Below are 18,084 nucleotides of genomic sequence, written 5' to 3' on the forward strand. Positions count from 1 at the left end.
TGCTCAGCCCTCCCCGCGCAGGCGCTCGACCGCGGCGGCGACCGCCTGGATCGTGGGGTCGTCGTAGTAGACGTGGAGCGGCAGGTCGGCGCCCAGGCGCAGGCGGACCCGGGAGGCGATCTGGGTGATGGTGAGCGAGTGCCCGCCCAGTTCGAACAGGTCCTCCTCCGGACCGACCTCCGCCGCCCCCAGCACCTCGCACCAGATCTCGTGGAGCTCGGCGGCCACACCGCTGTAGGCGACCGGCACCGCCGAGCCCGTTTTCGCCTCCCGCTCCCCTCCCGTGTCGGGGGCGGGCAGCGCGGTCCGGTCGAGCTTGCCGTTCGCGGTGAGCGGCAGCGGGGACAGGCACACGAAGTCGCTCGGGACCATGTACGGCGGGAGCGTCCTCGCGCAGTGCTCCCGCAGGTCACCGGGGACGGCCTCGGCCTCCAGGTAGGCGACCAGCCGCCGCTCGCCCTTGTCGTCCTCCCTGGCGAGCACGGCCGCGCGGCGGATCTGAGGGTGTTCGAGCAGCCGGGCCTCGATCTCGCCCGGCTCGATGCGGTGGCCGCGGAGCTTGATCTGGTCGTCCAGCCTGCCGATGAACTCGATCAGGCCGTCGGCCCGCCTGAGCACCCGGTCGCCGGTGCGGTAGAGCCGCCCGGGGCCGAACGGGTCGTCCGCGAACCGCTCCGCGGTCAGCTCGGGCCGGTTCCGGTAGCCGTCGGCGATGCCGTCGCCCGCGACGCAGAGCTCTCCCGGCACTCCGATCGGGAGCAGGCCGAGCCGTTCGTCGAGCACATGGACCCGGGTGTTGGCGAGCGGCTCGCCGATCGGCACCGCCGTGACAGGTTCGGTGATCTCCGCGCTCATCGACCAGATCGTCGTCTCGGTGGGACCGTAGACGTTGATCAGACGGCCGGTCCTGCGCAGGATCTCGCGAGCCAGCGGGGCGGGCAGTGCCTCCCCACCGGCCAGCGCCGTCACGTGCGGCAGGTCGAGCCCGGAGTCGAGCAGCATCCGCCAGCCGGACGGGGTGGCCTGCACGTGGGTCACCCCGCACCCGGCGATCCTGACGAGTTCGCGCCCGTCCCTGGCGGCGTCGCCGGAGGCGATGACGACCCGGCCGCCGGTGACCAGCGGCAGGTAGAGCTCCAGCGCGGAGATGTCGAACGACAGCGAGGTCAGGGCGAGCCAGCCGTCCCCCCGGCGGGAGCCGAGCCGGTCGCGCATGGCGAGCAGCAGGTTGGTCAGGGCCCGGTGCGGGATCTCCACGCCCTTCGGGCGCCCGGTGGAGCCGGAGGTGTAGATGACGTACGCGAGATCCTCCGGCGACGGCCGGCCGAGACCGGCCGGCTCTTCCGCCTCGGCCGGGGCGGCCGGGTCTTCGAGGACGAGGGTGGGGAGCTCGAGCCCGGCCAGGCGGTCCCGTGTCGCGAGATCGGTCAGGAGCAGCCCGGCGCCGGAGTCCTCCAGTACGAAACGGAGCCGCTCCTCGGGGTGTCCGGGGTCGAGCGGCAGGTAGGCACCCCCGGCTCGCGCCACGGCCAGCAGCCCGACCAGGGTCGCCGGCGAACGCTCCGCGCAGATCGCGACCAGCCTCCCCGGGCCCACCCCCGCGGCGCGCAGCCGCCCGGCCAGGCGGTCGGTGGCCGCACTGAGCTCCGCGTAGGTCATCGAGTCCGTGCCGCACTCGGCGGCCGTGGCGTCCGGGGTACGGGCCGCCTGCACGGCCACCAGCTCGGGCAGGGTGAGCTCGGGGTAGTCGACCGATGTGTCGTTCCAGCCCGACAGCAGCAGCCCGGTCTCCTCCGCGCCGAGCAGCGGCAGCCCGGCCAGGGGCGCGTCCGGTTCGGCCGCCGCCGCGGCGAGCAGCGTCCGCCAGTGGGCGGCGACCCGCTCGGCGTCGTCGCGGCCCATCGCCTCCGGGTTGTACTGGAGGGCGACGCCGAACCGGTCCGGCCCGTCCACGATGTGCACGCGCATGGCGCCGCGGACCGTGTGGTTGAAGAGCGCCCACTCCACATGGGCGTCCACGCCGAAGAAGGCGGGCGCGGCCTCGCGCCTGCGGTAGCCGAGCGAGACCGGCGCGAGCGAGACGCCGGGCCGTACGCCGCTGACCGCCCGCGACAACGGCACCTCCCTGACCCGGTAGAGGCCGCGCAGGTCGGAGCGGAGCCCGTAGCCGAACCGCTGGTCGGCGACGAACCGGCGGAAACTCCAATCCGGCTGGATCCTGGCCGTGACGGGCAACTCGTTGACGAAGGCGCCGAGGTGGTGGCGGGTCTCCGGCGATCGGGTGCCCAGATCGACCGCGACGGTCGGCTCGGTGTTGCCGTACCGGTACAGGAGCGCGTGCAGCGAGGCGAGCACGATCTCGAACCTGCCGGCACCGATCTCCTCCGCCAGCCGGGCCAGTGCCTCCCGTGCCTCGTCCGCCAGCGCGAACTCCACGACCGCGCCCTCGGCCGCGCCCTCGGCCGAGGTGGCCGTCTCCCCCGCCAGTCCCGGCAGGGTCACCTCTGTCGGCTGGCGCCACCGCGAGTTCCAGAACTCCCTGGCGAAGGAGAGCCCGGCTTCGACGCGCCCGGCGCCCGGCTCCTCGTGGCGCAGCTCGGGCAGGTCCGCGGGGGTTCCGGTGACCTCGGCCCGGTAGAGCTCGGCGAGGTCGCGCAGGAACACCGAGGTGGACTCGCCGTCGAAGACGATGTGGTGTGCCACGACCAGCAGCGTCGCCCGCCCGGCGCCCTCCCGGTACAGGACCGCCCGCACCAGGGGTCCGGCGGCCAGGTCGAAGGGGCGCAGGATCTCGGCCCGTACCAGTTCCGCGAGCCGTTCCCGCGGGGCGTCCGCCACCCGCAGCCCGGGTGGGACGGCGGGTACCAGGTAGGGCACGCCCTGCCGCTCCTCGACCGCGCGGGCCAGAACGGGATGGCGGGCGACGAGCCCCTCCCAGGCGGCGGCCAGGGCGGCCGCGTCGAGGGGACCGTCGAAGGTGACGGAGAACGGCATCGTGTAGACGGTCCCGATGCCGCCCAGCCGTTCGTTGAACCATATTCCCTGCTGGGCGAGCGAGGCCCGAACGGGTGCGGAGACGATCTCGGACGTCACTGGCATCACTTCCGATCTCAGATGAGGGCTCGGCGGAGAGAGCTCATCAGGGGGAGTCAGGGGGTCGATCAGGGAGCGAGGAGGTCGCACAGGCGCTGGAACCCCCGGCCGAGGTCGTCGGCGGCGGGTCCCACGCAGACGCCGGACATGGATCCGTCCGGCTGTTCGGTGAGGGTGAGGGACGGCCCGCCGTCGGCGGGCGGAGCCGCGGGCAGCGAGTACGGTTCGGACTTCAGGCCGGGCAGGTACGGCTCAGGACGGAAGCCCTCGAAACGGAACCGGCCGGCATGCCCCGCCGTTTCCGGCGCCGCTTCGGCCAGGCCGATCAGCGCGGCGGGATCGACGGGGTCGCCGGGGTCGCCGGGGATCGTGATCCGGACGGCCACGTCCAGCGCGAGCGGGCCGACCAGGGTGGCGTGGGCGGGTTCCGAGCGCCCCGGCTCGCGCACGAGCACCGTCGGCTCGGTCAGGCCCCCGGCCCGCGACAGCGCGGCCGCCCAGCAGGCCAGGGCCACCTCGGCGGGCGCCACCCGGCGGGCCCGCGCCACCTGCCGAAGCCGCCCGGCCGTCTCGGGCGGCAGGCTGAAGCCGTATGCCCCGGCGACGCCGGCCGGGAGGTGCGGGAGCGGCGACGGGGACCGGGACGGCGGGACACCCGGGGCCGGGGGGCGGGTGGCGGCCCAGTCGGCGTAGCTCGCGGTGGCCGGCGGGGGCGGTGCCGTACGCCCGGCGAGAGCGGCGGCGTAGGCGGTGCCGAGCTCGTACAGGACCGTCTCGAGTGACCAGTCGTCACAGGCCAGCGCGGAGGCGCAGAGCACCAGCAGGGACCCGCCGGGGGTGGGGTCGGTCAGGATCGTCCTGAGCAGCGGCCCCCGTTCGAGGTCGAAACCCCGGGACAGCTCGTACTCGACGGCGGCCTCCAGCGGGACGCGGACGAGTTCGGGCTCCGCCTCCGGCGTGATCTCGGCGACGCGGGCGCCGTCCGGCACGGGGAAGGTGAGCCTCAGTGCCTCGTGGGCGGCGGCGACCTCGCGGAGCGCCCTGCGCAGGATCCCCGGGTCGACGGTGTCTCGTACCCGCATCGCCACCCGGACCGTCTCCTCGTGGGCCGGCGGTCCGGCCTGCCCCGCGGTCAGCGGGACCCGGCGGCCCCGCGCGGCGAACAGCTCGCGGACCCCGGACTTCAGGATCTTCCCGAGGTCGTTGCGGGGGAACTCCTCGACCGGCACGATCCTGGTCGGCAGTTCCTGGCGGGCCAGCCGCCCGGACAGGAAGTCGCGGATCTCGTCCATCGGCACCGGGTACGCCAGCCGTACGGCGGCGGCGGGCAGCGCGCCCATCACGGGGTGGGGAACGCCGACGACGGCGGCCTCCGCCACCGCGGGGTGCTCGTGCAGTACCGCCTCGATCCGCACGGTCGAGACCTTCAGGGCGCCCGACTTGATGACGTCCGTCTCCCTGTCGGACAGGTAGAGGTAGCCGTCGGCGTCGAGGTGGCCGACGTCGCCCATCCGCACCCAGCCGTCGCGGAAGACCAGCGCGCTGCCCTCGGGGTCGCCCACGTAGGAGCGCGGCGGCGCCGGGGAGCGGAGCCAGACCTCGCCCGTCTCACCCGGAGGTAGCCTCTCCCCGTTCTCGCCGAGGACGCGCAGGTCACCGGGGTCGGTGGCGCGTCCCAGGGAGGTGGGCCTGGCGGGATCGACGATCATGGTGGTCTGGGCGGGGACCGCCTCGGTCGAGGTGTAGTAGTTGACCAGCGTCGCCCCCGGGAAGGCGACGGCCAGGTCCTGGGCGACGGACGGGGGCAGCGCGGCGGCCGAGGAACTGAGCAGCAGCACCCCGGACAGGTCGTGTCTGCGGTGGGCGCCGGAGCCGAGCAGTTCGATGGCCATGGACGGGACGAGGAAGACGGTGCCCACGCGGTGGGTCTCGATGAGGCGGCAGAACTCCTCGGGCTCGAATCCGGGGAGGGTGAGCGCGGCCGGGTGGGCGGTGAGGGCGTCCATCAGCATCATCTGCGCGGCGTTCGTCCCGATGGGGAAGGCGTGCAGGAAGCGCTCGGAGTGGGCGTAGGCCCGGCGGCGAGGGCGTAGCGGGCGGCCGTGGGTCAGGTTGGCGTGGGTGGCGCCGACCCCCTTGGGGGTACCGGTCGTGCCGGAGGTGTAGATGATCTGGGCGAGGTCGCCCGGTCGCACCTCGACGCCGCTGATCGGTGAGCCGTCGCCGCCGTCCGGCACCGGTGACCGCCACCGGCCGGGGTCCTCCCCGGCAGGCGCGGGGGCCTGCCGCCCGTGCAGCACGCCCACGGCGGCGCAACGCCGCAGGGTGTCGCGTATCTCATGACCGCCGAGGCGGGCGGAGAGCGGCACCGCCACGCCGCCGGCCTTGAGCACGGCGCAGAAGGCGACGGCGAAGGCGGGCCACTCGTCCCCGCCGAACAGCAGGCCGACACGGTCTCCTGGACGGAGCCCGCGCGCGAGCAGGCCGCGGGCGGCGGCGTTGGAACGCCGTTCCCACTGGCCGAAGGTCAGGTCGCCCGATCCGTCGGCGGGCTCACCGGCGACGAGGGCGGGGCGGTCGGGATCGGTCTCCGCCCGTGCTGCGAGCAGCCGGGGAACGGTGGGCGGAGCCGGGTCGTGCACACTCATGCCGGCCTCCTGGGCGGGCGCTCGGGATCGGTGGATCGAACGAGAGTGAGATCCCGGACCGTGGGCGGTCCGGATGGTGCACATGCCGGGGAGAGGGACCGGCGGCGATGCCGGTCCCCTCGTGGAGAAGGGGTGATGGATTCGAGCGACGGGAGAGGGGGTCAGGGGAGATCGGGGAGATCAGGCCGTCACCGGAGCATCTTGGGGCCGGATCCGGTCGATCCCCTGACGATGAACTCGGGCTGGAAGATCAGTTCGGAGTGCTGGCCCGGTGTGCCGGCGATGGCCTCCAGCAGGGTGTGGACGGCGGCGGTCACCATCGACTGGACCGGCTGGCGCACGGTGGTCAGCGGCGGGTCGGTGAACGCGATCAGCGGCGAGTCGTCGAACCCCACCACCGACACCTCCCCCGGCACCGAGAGCCCCCGATCCCGGCAGGCCCGGATCGCCCCCAGCGCCATCAGGTCCGACGCGCACACGATCCCCGTACAGCCGCGCATCAGCAGCTGCGCCGCCGCAGCCTGCCCGCCCTCCACCGAGAACAGCGAATGCGAGATCAGCTCGTCGACCTCCGTCGCCCCCAGCAACTGCGCCATCGCCCGCCGGTACCCCTCGATCTTCCTGATCACCGGCACGAACCGGCTGGGACCGACGGCCAGGCCGATCCGCTCGTGGCCCAGGTCGACCAGGTGCTGGACGGCCAGCCGCGCCGCGGCCCGGTCGTCGGGTGAGATGAAGGGGGCGGGGACGTCGGCGGCGTGCCCGTTGAGCAGGACGATGGGCACGCCCTGCCCGATCAGCTGGGTGTAGCGGTCCGAGCGCGCGGTGACGTCTGCGTGCAGCCCGGAGACGAAGATGATGCCGCTGACCCCGCGCTCCACGAGCAGCTCGGTGAACTCGTCCTCGACCGCGCCACCGGGCAGCTGGGTGCAGAGCACCGGGGTGTAGCCGTACTGGGTCAGCGTCTTCTCGAACGCCTGGGCGAACGCCGGGAAGATCGGGTTGTCCAGTTCCGGGGTGACCAGGCCGATCAGCCCGTTGCTGCGCTGGCGCAGCCGCTGCGGACGCTCGTACCCCATGACGTCCAGCGCGGCCAGCACCGAGCGCCGGGTGACGGCGGAGACCCCCGGCTTGCCGTTGAGCACCCGGCTGACCGTGGCCTCGCTGACCCCGGCCTGCGCGGCGATGTCGGTCAGCCGGGCGGCGCCGTTGCCGAGCGGGCCGACGGCACTAGGAGGCGTCATCGCGTTGCCACCAGACGGCGGAGTCGGGCGCGAGCCGCGCGACGCCGCCCTGGACGACCGGCTCGGCGCTGGCCAGCAGGACCCGCCCGGGGGCGGGCAGTTCCACGTCCTCGCCGGTGAGGTTGACGGTGCAGGTGAAGCCGGCGTCGCGGGTGAAGGCCAGCGTTCCCTCCGGGGAGTCGAGCCAGGCCAGCGGCATCTCGCCGAAGGCCCTCCGCTCCCGCCTGATCCGGAGCGCTTCGCGGTACAGGTTCAGCGTGGAGAGCGGCTCCTCCAGCTGGGACTCGACGCTGAGCGGGCCCCAGGAGGACGGTATGGGGAGCCACGTCCCGTTGACGCCCGGCAGGCTGAAGCCGAAGTGCGGCTCGCCGTCGGACCAGGGGAGCGGCACCCGGCAGCCGTCCCGGCCGTCGTCGGGGTTGCGGAGCCGCTGCGGGTCGCGCAGGAACTCCTCGGGAAGGTCGAGGACCTCGGGCAGGCCGAGCTCCTCGCCCTGGTAGACGTAGGCCGAGCCGGGCAGGGAGAGGGTCAGCAGGGCCGCGGCGCGGGAGCGGCGCAGACCGACCTCGCCGCCACCGTAGCGGGTGAGGTGCCGCTTGACGTCGTGGTTGGAGAGCACCCAGGTGCTGGGCGCGCCGACCAGTCCGGCGGTCGCCAGCGACTCCTCGATGACCGCGCGGAACCGCTCCGCTTCCCAGGGGGTGTTGAGGAAGTGGAAGTTGAACGCCTGGTGCAGCTCGTCGGGACGGACGTAGTTGGCCAGCCGCTGCGGGGACGGTGCCCACGCCTCGGCGACGCCGATCCGCTCTCCGGGGTAGGAGTCGAGCAGCCTGCGCCAGGCGCGGTGGATCTCGTGCACACCGTCCTGGTCGAAGAACGGCACCACGTCGGTGCCGATCATCCGGATCTGGTCGCTGTGCCCGATGTCGGGCAGCCCCTCGGCCTTGACCATGCCGTGGGCGACGTCGATACGGAAGCCGTCGACCCCCAGGTCGAGCCAGAACCGCAGGATCGACTCGAACTCCGCGTGAACCTCGGGATTCTCCCAGTTCAGGTCGGGCTGCTCGGGCGCGAACAGGTGGAGGTACCACTCGCCGTCCGGCAGCCGGGTCCACGCGGAGCCGCCGAAGACCGACTCCCAGTCGTTGGGTGGCAGCTCTCCGGTCGCCCCCCGGCCCTGGCGGAAGATGTAACGCTCGCGCGCGGGGTCCCCCGGGCCCGCCGCCACCGCCTCCTCGAACCAGACGTGCTGGTCGGAGGTGTGGTTGGGCACCACGTCCACGATGATCCGCAGGCCATGGCCGTGCGCGTCGTCGATCAGCGCCCTGGCGTCGGCCAGCGAGCCGAAGATCGGGTCCACGTCCCGGTAGTCGGCCACGTCGTAGCCGAAGTCGGCCATCGGCGAGGTGAAGAACGGGGTGAGCCAGATCGCGTCGACCCCGAGGTCCGCCAGGTACGGGAGCCTGCCACGCACGCCGAGCAGGTCGCCCACACCGTCGCCGTTGCCGTCGGCGAAGCTGCGCACGTAGACCTGGTAGATCACCGCGTCGCGCCACCATCGGGTGACGGTCCCGGCGGCATGGTCCGCGTAAACCAGCTCAGTCATGTTAAATTCCCCGATCAGATGACATGTCAGGACGTGATAGCACGGTGGTGTTACGACTTCGTGGCACCGGCGGTAAGTCCGGCGACCAGGTGCCGCTGGACGAGCAGGAAGACGATCGCCGCGGGCACCGCGATCAGCACCGCCGAGGCGGTGAGCAGGCCCCAGTCGGACCAGTGCTGGCCGACGAACTGCTGGAGGCCGATGCCGAGCGTGCGCTTCTCCTCCTGCGACATGAACACGGTGGCGTAGGCCACCTCGCCCCAGGCGGTCATGAAGGAGTAGAAGGCGGTGACCGCCAGGCTGGGCCTGGCCAGCGGCAGGACGACCCGCCAGAACGTGCCGAACGGGGTCAGGCCGTCGACCAGTCCGGCCTGGTCGATCTCGCGCGGGATGGAGTCGAAGTAGCTCTTCATCATCCACGCGCAGAACGGCACCGCCACGGTCATGTAGGCGATGACCAGCCCGGCGATCTGGTTGAGCAGCCCGAGGCCCGCCATCAGGTTGTAGAGGGGGACGATCAGGATCGCCACCGGGAACATCTGGGTGATCAGCAGCGTCCACATCACCCCGCGGTGGCCGGGGAAGCGGAAGCGGCTGATCGCGTACCCGGTCGTCGAGGCCAGGAAGACGCCGATGACCGTGGTCAGCCCGGCGACGATCACCGAGTTGAGCAGCCAGGTCGGGAACTGCGTCTCGGTCAGCACCCGGACGTAGTTGTCCAGCGAGGGCTGGTTGAAGATCTCCAGCTCGCTGGAGAGCCAGCCGTCGCGCGGCTTGAGCGAGGTCAGGACCAACCAGACGATCGGGAACAGTGAGATGGCGACCGCGGCGAGCAGGGTCGCGTGCAGCAGTATCGACCTTCCCGCGCTGCGTTCCCCGCGGCCGCGGGCGTGCCCGGTGGTGACGGTGCTCACCAGACCTCCCCTTGCTTGCGCAGCGAGCGCCGGTAGACCACGGCCAGCACGACGAGGAGCAGCAGGACGATGACTCCCCAGGCCGCGGAGTTGGAGTAGTTGCGAACCCCGGTGAACGCCTCGCGGAAGGCGTAGGTGACCAGGATCTCGGTGGAGCTGCCCGGCCCTCCCCCGCTGATCAGGTAGATCACCGGGAACATGTTGAAGGTCCAGATCGTGCCCAGCAGGACGACGGTGCTCGACACGGTGCGCAGACCGGGGACGGTGATGAAGCGGAAGCGCTGCCAGGGGGTGGCGCCGTCCACCTCCGCCGCCTCGTAGAGCTCACCGGGGATCGACTGGAGCCCGCCCAGCACGGCGACCATCATGAACGGCACACCCATCCAGACGTTGACCGCGATGACCGCGATCTTCGCCGTGGTCGGGTCGTCGAGCCAGCCGACCGCGCCGAGGCCGGCGGCCTTGAGCATCGCGTTGATCACGCCGAAGTCGCTGTTGTAGAGGTAGCGCCAGATGAACGCGGAGACGAACCCGGGGATCGCCCACGGCAGGATGAGCAGCAGCCGGTAGGCCGAGCGGAATCTGAGCCTGCGGTTGAGCAGCAGCGCCAGGCCCAGCCCCAGGCCGTAGTGGAGCGAGACGCAGGCGACGGTCCACACCACGGTCCAGACCAGCTTCTCCCAGAACAGGCCGCTGGTCAGGATCGCGATGTAGTTGTCGAGCCCGACGAACTCGTAGGTCGAGGGGATGACGTTGACGCCGATGGTGCGGCCGATGTTGGCCTCGGTCGCGTCGGTCAGGGACAGGTAGACGCCTCGGGCCAGCGGCCAGCCGATCAGCAGCCCGGTGACCAGGATCACCGGGGCCACCATGGCCCAGGCGTACCAGTGCCTGTCCACCGTTCGCCGGAACGGGCCGGTGCCCTGGTGGCGGCCCTGGCCGCGGGCGCCGTCGGCGCCCGCGGCCCGGTCCCTGGCCGTGCTGTTCACACGTCCAGTCGAGAGCGCCACGGATCAGCTCCAGTCCTTGAAGATGCCGCGGTACTGGTCGTCCACCTTCTTGAGCATGTCCTCGGGGGTCGTCTTGCCGCCGACCAGCGACTGGTAGCCCTCAAGGAGCGGCTGGAAGAGCTGGCCGCCCTCGGGGATCCACGGCCGCGCGGTCGCGGTCTCCATGATGGGCTTGAAGACGGCGACGTCCTTGTTGGCCTGCACGTCGGGGTTGTCGTAGGCGGAGACGCGGGTCGGCAGGAGGCTGATCTCCTTGGCGACCTTGGCCTGGGCCTCCGGGGTGCTCATGAAGCGGACGAACTCGTAGGAGGCGTCGATGTTCTTGGAGCCGGCGTAGATCGCCAGGTTCCAGCCGCCGGTGGGGGCGCCGGCCTTGACCGAGCCCGCCGGGACGGGGGCGATGCCCAGGTTCTCCTTGTCCTTGAACTCCTTGCCCTGGTAGATCTCCGACAGCGCCCACGGGCCGTTGTAGATCATCGCGGCCTTGCCGTCCTTGAGGGCGGTCATCGCGTTGGCGTAGCTGTCCTGGATCGCCGGCTTGGGCGCGGCTCCGGAGGTGACCAGATCGGCCACCGAGGCCATCGCCTTCACGTTGGCCGGGGAGTTGACGGTGATCTTCTTGTTCTGCACGTCGAGGAGGTCACCGCCCTCGCCGTACATGAAGGGCAGCAGGAAGTAGGAGTCGACGTTGAGCGCGAGGCCGTTGACCCCGGTCTTCTCCTTGACGTCGAGCGCGGCCTGCTTGAGCTCCTCGACGGTGGCGGGAGCCTTCTCGTGGCCGGCCTCCGCCAGGATCCGCTTGTTGTAGATGAGCGCGAGGGTGTCGGTGACCTGCGGGACCGCGTACGTCTTGCCGTTGTACTTGGTGCTGCTCAGCGGGCCGACCAGGAAGTCGGACTCGTTCTCCACGGCGCGGCTGCCGTCCAGCGGCTGCAGGTAGCCCAGGGAGGCGAACTGGGAGGTCCAGGCGACCTCCGAGCGGATGACGTCCGGGGCCCCCGTACCCGCCTGCGCCGCGGTCTGGAACTGGTTCTGCGCCTGGTCCGAGGGGACGTTGACGTACTTGACCTTGATGTTCGGGTATTTCGCCTGGAACTCCTTGATGAGCGCCTGGAACGTCGGACCCTCGCTGTCCGGCCGGACGGTGTCCCACCAGGTGATCTCGCCGCTGATCTTCGACGGGTCCGTCGCCGCGGACTGGGCGGGGGCCGCCGTGCCGGCGTCACCGCCACCGCAGGCGGAGACCGCCAGGGCGAGGGCCGCGACGATCGTCGCAGCCGAGAAGGCTCGCCGCATGTGTTTCTCCTCAGGTTCAAGGGGACCGGCCAGGGGCGGGGGAAGCCGCCCGGCCGGGTCTGGAGTACGCCGGACGTTACGCCGACGTGAACCCCATTGGAAGAACTTTCTGCAAGAGTCTGCAAAGTCGTTACAAAGTACTCCAAAACCGGGGGCCGAGACACCTCCGGCTGGAGACCCTTACGGAGGCGCCACCATCCCCCGGAGGGCAAAAAGTGGCATTTATCCAGTTTTGTCCCTTGGTTACCTCTCGGCGCCCCTGTCCGCAGGGAGTCGGATTCAGAAAATTGCCGCAAGGGATTGCATAGAGCAATCCCAGTGAGTAACTTCCGGGCAACACCCTCGAAACAACTCCCGTGGAGGCCCCCCGTGGTCTGGCCACTCCCCCCACGGCGCGCGAGAAACACCTTTCTGCAGGGTGCCGCGCTCGCGGCCGCCCTGGTCGTCACCCCCCTCGCCGCCACCCCCCTCCCCGCAGCCGCCTCCGCCACCGGTACCTCCGGATTCGCGGCCTCCGCGCCATCCCCCGGGCCGACCGCCCTCTCGGCCCCCCTCCCGCAACGCCCCGCCGAACCCGTGGTCTCCGCGCTGAGCCGCACCGCCGAACCCTCGGACAGGGACCTGGCCCGCGACGCGCTCCGCGCCGACCTGAGCCGCGAGCGCTTCTACTTCGCGATGACCGACAGGTTCGCCAACGGCGACCCCGGCAACGACCGGGGCGGCCTGTCCGGCGACCGGCTCACCACCGGCTTCGACCCGACCCACAAGGGCTTCTACCAGGGCGGCGACCTCAAGGGGCTGCTCGGCAGGCTCGACTACATCAAGAATCTGGGCAGCACCGCGATCTGGATCACTCCGGCGTTCGTCAACCGCCCCGTGCAGGGCACCGGCGCGAACGTCTCGGCCGGCTACCACGGCTACTGGATCACCGACTTCACCAGGATCGACCCGCACCTGGGCAGCAACGCCCAGATGAAGGAACTGGTGCGCGAGGCGCACCGGCGCGGGATGAAGGTCTTCTTCGACATCATCACCAACCACACCGCCGACGTGATCGACTACGCGGAGAAGACCTCCTCCTACCGGTCCAAGGGCGCCTACCCCTACGTCGACACCGACGGCGTGCCGTTCGACGACCGGGCCTACGCGGGCAAGAACACCTTCCCCAAGGTGGACACCGGCTCGTTCCCGTACACCCCGGTCGCGCCCGAGAAGGCCAAGACCCCGTCCTGGCTGAACGACCCGACGATGTACCACAACCGGGGCGACTCCACCTTCAGCGGCGAGAACGACCAGTACGGCGACTTCTTCGGCCTCGACGACCTGTGGACCGAGCGTCCCGAGGTCGTCAAGGGCATGACGGACATCTACCAGACGTGGGTGCGCGAGACCGGCCTCGACGGCTTCCGCATCGACACCGCCAAGCACGTGAACATGGAGTTCTGGGAGAGGTTCTCCCCGGCCCTGCGCGGCTACGCGGCCCAGCACGGCAACAAGCGGTTCTTCATGTTCGGCGAGGTCTACTCCAGCGAGCCCGCCTTCACCAGCCGCTACTCCACCCGGGGCCAGATGAACGCCACCCTGGACTTCCCGTTCCAGGAGGCAGCCCGCTCCTTCAGCGGCGGCACGGCGGGCGCGGCGCGGCTGGCCCAGCTGTACGCCGGCGACGACCACCACACCGACGCCGACAGCAACGCCGCGTCGCTGCCGACCTTCCTCGGCAACCACGACATGGGCCGCATCGGCCGTTTCATCTCCCAGGACAACCCCGGCGCGCCCGACTCCGAACTGCTCCGCAGGGACCTGCTCGCCCACGAGCTGATGTACCTCACCCGGGGCCAGCCGGTCGTCTACTACGGAGACGAGCAGGGCTTCACCGGCAAGGGCGGCGACCAGGACGCCCGCGCGTCCATGTTCGCCTCGAAGACCGAGAGCTACCTGAGCGACGACCTGATCGGCACCGACGCGACCCACGCGCGCGACAACTTCGTCCCCTCCCACCCGCTGTACCGGGGCATCTCCGCCCTGGCCGCGCTGCGCGACGCCCACCCGGCCCTGGCCGACGGCGCCCAGATCGAGCGGCTCGCCTCAGGCGGCGTCTACGCCTTCTCCAGGATCGACGCCACGCGGCAGGTCGAGTACGTCGTGGCGGTCAACAACGCCGAGCAGCCGGCGAGCGCGAGCGTGCCCACCTTCTCCGCGGGCGCCGCCTTCACCAGGGTGTACGGGGAGGGCGCCGCCGCGCTCACCACCGGCTCGGACACGAAGCTCGCGCTCACCGTCCCCGCCCTGTCGGCGGTGGTCTACAAGGCGTCCGCGAAGCTCGCCACCCCGGCCGCGGCCCCGGCCGTCTCGATCGCGCTGCCGGGGGCCGAGATCAGGGGCACCGCCGAGGACGGCCGGATCCCGGTCGCCGCGACCGTGCCCGGCGGCGGCTTCGACCAGGTCACCTTCGCCGCCAAGGTCGGCGAGGACCCCTGGCGGGTGATCGGCACCGACGACGCGCCGAACGCCTCCGCCGCGGGCCGTGTCTTCCGGGTCTTCCACGACCTGCGCGGCATCGCGGCGGGCACGAAGATCTCCTACAAGGCGGTGGTGAAGGACTCCGCGGGCCGTTTCGCCTCGGCGAGCGCGGCGGCGACCGTCGGCGCCGAGCCGGCCCCCGAGGAGCCGGGCGCGGTCAGGCGCGACTGGCTGGTCGTGCACTACCAGCGCGAGGACTACGACGGCTGGGGCCTGCACGTCTGGGGCGACGTGGAGAACCCCACGGAGTGGGCCGAGCCGCTCAAGCTCACCGGCGAGGACGCCTACGGCCGTTTCGCCTGGATCAAGCTCAAGCCCGGCGCGTCCAACGTCGGGATCATCGCCCACAAGGGTGACGAGAAGGACGGCGGCGACCGGGTCGTCAACCCCACCAGGAACGGCGAGGTCTGGCTCGCGGAGGGGAAGGCGGAGACGCACCTGTCCCGCGCGGCCGCCCAGGGCCACGCGACGATCCGCTACAGCCGGCCGGACAAGAACTACGACGGCTGGGGCCTGCACCTGTGGGGTGACGGGCTCGCCGACGGGGTGCCCACCGAGTGGGCCACACCGCGCCCGCCGGACGGCACCGACTCCTACGGCGCGTTCTGGAAGGTCCCGCTGAAGAACGCCTCGACGCCGGTGAACTTCATCATCCACAAGGGCGACACCAAGGACCCCGGCCCCGACCAGTCGTTCACCCCGGCACTCCAGCCGGAGGCCGCCGTCGTCTCGGGCGTGGCGAAGGTCCATCAGAGCCGGGCCTCGGCCGAGAACGTGGCGATCCTGCACTACCACCGTCCCGACGGGAAGTATGAAGGCTGGGGACTGCACCTGTGGGGTGACGTGGCCCAGCCCACCGAGTGGGCCACCCCGCTCCAGCCCGCGGGCGAAGACGCCTTCGGTGTCCATTTCCGCGTCCCCCTGACCGAGGGGGCCAAGAACGTGAGCTACATCCTCCACAAGGGCGACGAGAAGGATCTTCCCGACAACCAGGCGCTGGACCTCACCGCGACCGGCCACGAGGTCTGGCGGATCGCGGCCACCGAGGGCCACCTGCTGCCGCAGCCGGCGGCACGCGGCGCGGACGCCGACCTGTCGAAGTCCGCGGCGCACTGGATCGACCGCGGCACCGTGGTGTGGAAGGTCGAGCCGTCGTCCTCGCTCCGGCACTCCCTGGCCTTCTCCGAGAAGGGCGACATCGCCTACGCCAAGGGCGAGCTGACCGGCGACCTCCGGATCATCCGCCTGCTTCCCGGAGCGCTCACCGAGGCGCAGCGGGCGAAGTGGCCGCACCTGGCCGGGCACGCCGCGTTCACGATCGACCCGCGCGACGCCGACCTCGTCGGGAAGGCGCTACGCGGCCAGGTCGTGGCCGTCGAGCGCGACGCCTCGGGCGCGTTGCTGGCCGCCACCGGCGTGCAGCTGCCCGGCGTACTCGACGACCTGCACGCCAAGGCGGCGACCGCCGGGCTCGGCCCCTCGTGGAGCGGCGGCACGCCCGCTCTGTCGGTCTGGGCGCCGACGGCGCGCAAGGTCGAGCTGGCGCTCTACCGCGCCCCCTCCGGCGGGGCCCGCACCGTCCACGCCATGCGGCGCGACGACGGCACCGGCATCTGGTCGGTCCGCGGGCAGCAGGGCTGGAAGGACCGCTACTACACCTTCCTGGTCACGGTCTACGCGCCCGCCGAGGGCAGGATCGTCACCAACGAGGTGACCGACCCCTACAGCCTGTCGCTGGCCGCCGGCTCGGGCCGCAGCCAGCTGGTCGACCTGTCCGACCGTTCCCTGCGGCCCGACGGCTGGTCGTCACTCGCCAAGCCCAGGGCGGTGCCGCAGGAGAAGGCGTCGATCTACGAGCTGCACGTGCGCGACTTCTCCGCCTCCGACACCACGGTCCCCGCCTCCAGGCGCGGCACCTACTCGGCCTTCACCGGCGACTCGGCGGGGATGAGGGAGCTGCGCGGGCTGGCCAAGGACGGCCTGACCCACGTGCACCTGCTGCCGGTCTTCGACATCGCGACGGTCCCCGAGCGCAGGTCGGAGCGGACCGAGCCCGACTGCGACCTGGCCTCGCTGCCCCCCGACTCCGAGGAGCAGCAGGCCTGCGTCGCGCGCACCGCGGCAGGAGACTCCTTCAACTGGGGCTACGACCCGCTGCACTACACGGTGCCCGAGGGCTCCTACGCCGCCGACCCCGAGGGGTCCTCGCGGATCAAGGAGTTCCGGAGCATGGTCGGCGGGCTGAACGGGGCGGGACTGCGGGTGGTGATGGACGTGGTCTACAACCACACCCACGCCGCCGGCCAGGACCCCACCTCGGTGCTCGACCGGATCGTGCCCGGCTACTACCACCGGCTGCTCGACGACGGCACCGTGGCCAGCTCCACCTGCTGCGCCAACACCGCGCCCGAGCACGCCATGATGGGCAGGCTCGTCGTCGACTCCGTCGTCACCTGGGCCCGCGAGTACAAGGTGGACGGCTTCAGGTTCGACCTGATGGGTCACCACCCCAAGGCGAACATGCTCGCGGTCCGCGCCGCCCTGGACAGGCTGACCGTGGCCCGCGACGGCGTGGACGGGAAGTCGATCATCCTGTACGGGGAGGGCTGGAACTTCGGCGAGGTCGCCGACAACGCCCGCTTCGAGCAGGCCACCCAGGCCAACATGGCGGGCACCGGGATCGGCACCTTCAGCGACCGGCTCCGTGACGCGGTCCGCGGCGGCAGCCCGTTCGACCCCGACCCGCGGGTCCAGGGCTTCGGCTCGGGGCTGGCCGGGGCGCCCAACGGGTCGCCCGCCAACGGCGACGAGGCGCAGCAGCGGGCCCGGCTGCTCGGCTACCAGGATCTGATCAAGGTCGGGCTGGCCGGCAACCTCCGCGACTACACCTTCACCGCCTCGAACGGCAAGGAGGTCAAGGGCTCGCAGGTCGACTACAACGGTTCCCCCGCCGGATACACCGCCTCACCGGGCGAGGTCGTCACCTACGTCGACGCCCACGACAACGAGACGCTGTTCGACGCGCTGGCCTACAAGCTGCCGCAGGCCACCACCATGGCCGACCGGGTGCGCATGCAGTCGCTCTCGCTGGCCACGGCCGTGCTCGGGCAGGGCACCTCGTTCGTGCACGCCGGCAGCGAGCGGCTCCGCTCCAAGTCGCTGGACCGCAACTCCTACGACTCCGGCGACTGGTTCAACCGGCTGCTCTGGGACTGCTCGGCGGGCAACGGCTTCGGCGCCGGGCTCCCCCCGAAGGCCGACAACGAGGACAAGTGGCAGTACGCCAGGCCGCTGCTCGCCGACCCGGCGCTGAAGCCGGACTGCGCGGCGATCGGTGCGGCCCGCGCCCGCTACGGCGAGCTGCTGAAGATCCGCTCGTCCTCCCCGGCCTTCGGCCTCGCCAGCCTGGCCGAGGTGCAGAAGCGCCTGACCTTCCCGACCAGCGGCACCTCGGAGACCCCGGGTGTGGTGACCATGCACCTGGACGCCTCGGGGATCGACCCGCGTTGGAAGTCGATCACCGTCGTCCTCAACGCGACCCCCGAGACGCGACCGCAGACGGTCGCCGCGCTGAAGGGCGCCCAGGTGACGCTCCACCCCGTCCAGACGACCGGCGACGACGCCGTCGTGAAGCAGTCGACGTTCGACCCCGCCACGGGCACGCTGACGGTCCCGGCACGCACGGTCGCCGTCTTCGTCCAGCCCTGAACCCGCATACCCCGGAAAGACGGCCGGGCCAGGTGTTGCAGC

Annotated in this window: 8 protein-coding genes; 1 reads left to right on the forward strand and 7 read right to left on the reverse strand. The window is 71.6% G+C overall.

Annotated elements, in window-relative coordinates; translation table 11 throughout:
* Positions 1-3: 3 nt before the first annotated feature.
* The 7 genes from AB0K21_RS36445 to AB0K21_RS36475 form a co-directional block, all read right to left on the reverse strand.
* On the reverse strand, positions 4-3,099 hold the full coding sequence (locus AB0K21_RS36445) for an amino acid adenylation domain-containing protein (protein WP_364156465.1): 3,096 nt from the start codon (positions 3,097-3,099) through the stop codon (positions 4-6).
* A 62-nt stretch (positions 3,100-3,161) separates the two neighbouring features.
* Positions 3,162-5,741, reverse strand: a complete 2,580-nt coding sequence (locus AB0K21_RS36450; protein ID WP_364156468.1) for an AMP-binding protein — start codon at positions 5,739-5,741, stop codon at positions 3,162-3,164.
* A 188-nt stretch (positions 5,742-5,929) separates the two neighbouring features.
* Positions 5,930-6,985 (reverse strand): LacI family DNA-binding transcriptional regulator, encoded by a 1,056-nt coding sequence (locus AB0K21_RS36455; RefSeq protein ID WP_364156471.1) that lies wholly within the window; start codon positions 6,983-6,985, stop codon positions 5,930-5,932.
* Positions 6,972-8,591, reverse strand: coding sequence for a glycoside hydrolase family 13 protein (locus tag AB0K21_RS36460; RefSeq protein ID WP_343978843.1), 1,620 nt, complete (start codon positions 8,589-8,591; stop codon positions 6,972-6,974). Before AB0K21_RS36460 ends, AB0K21_RS36455 begins: the two co-directional genes overlap by 14 nt.
* Before the next feature lie 50 nt (positions 8,592-8,641).
* Positions 8,642-9,505: a carbohydrate ABC transporter permease gene (locus tag AB0K21_RS36465; RefSeq protein ID WP_343978846.1), complete on the reverse strand. Its 864-nt coding sequence runs from the start codon at positions 9,503-9,505 to the stop codon at positions 8,642-8,644.
* Positions 9,502-10,494, reverse strand: coding sequence for a sugar ABC transporter permease (locus AB0K21_RS36470; RefSeq protein WP_364156475.1), 993 nt, complete (start codon positions 10,492-10,494; stop codon positions 9,502-9,504). Before AB0K21_RS36470 ends, AB0K21_RS36465 begins: the two co-directional genes overlap by 4 nt.
* Before the next feature lie 24 nt (positions 10,495-10,518).
* A complete protein-coding gene (locus tag AB0K21_RS36475) occupies positions 10,519-11,811 on the reverse strand; it encodes an extracellular solute-binding protein (RefSeq protein ID WP_364156478.1) in 1,293 nt (430 codons plus the stop codon).
* A 369-nt stretch (positions 11,812-12,180) separates the two neighbouring features.
* On the opposite strand from AB0K21_RS36475, the gene pulA reads away from it, so the two are divergent.
* Entirely contained in the window at positions 12,181-18,042 is a 5,862-nt protein-coding gene (pulA, locus tag AB0K21_RS36480) for a pullulanase-type alpha-1,6-glucosidase (RefSeq protein ID WP_364156481.1), read from the forward strand.
* The last annotated feature ends 42 nt before the right edge of the window (positions 18,043-18,084 follow it).

This window comes from Streptosporangium sp. NPDC049248, assembly GCF_040678965.1.
Classification (GTDB): Bacteria; Actinomycetota; Actinomycetes; order Streptosporangiales; family Streptosporangiaceae; genus Streptosporangium; species Streptosporangium fukuiense.

Coding starts and splice junctions, on each gene's coding strand:
- AB0K21_RS36445 (WP_364156465.1), bottom strand. CDS start 3,099: ATGCCAGTGACGTCCGAGATCGTCTCCGCACCCGTTCGGGCCTCGCTC.
- AB0K21_RS36450 (WP_364156468.1), bottom strand. CDS start 5,741: ATGAGTGTGCACGACCCGGCTCCGCCCACCGTTCCCCGGCTGCTCGCA.
- AB0K21_RS36455 (WP_364156471.1), bottom strand. CDS start 6,985: ATGACGCCTCCTAGTGCCGTCGGCCCGCTCGGCAACGGCGCCGCCCGG.
- AB0K21_RS36460 (WP_343978843.1), bottom strand. CDS start 8,591: ATGACTGAGCTGGTTTACGCGGACCATGCCGCCGGGACCGTCACCCGA.
- AB0K21_RS36475 (WP_364156478.1), bottom strand. CDS start 11,811: ATGCGGCGAGCCTTCTCGGCTGCGACGATCGTCGCGGCCCTCGCCCTG.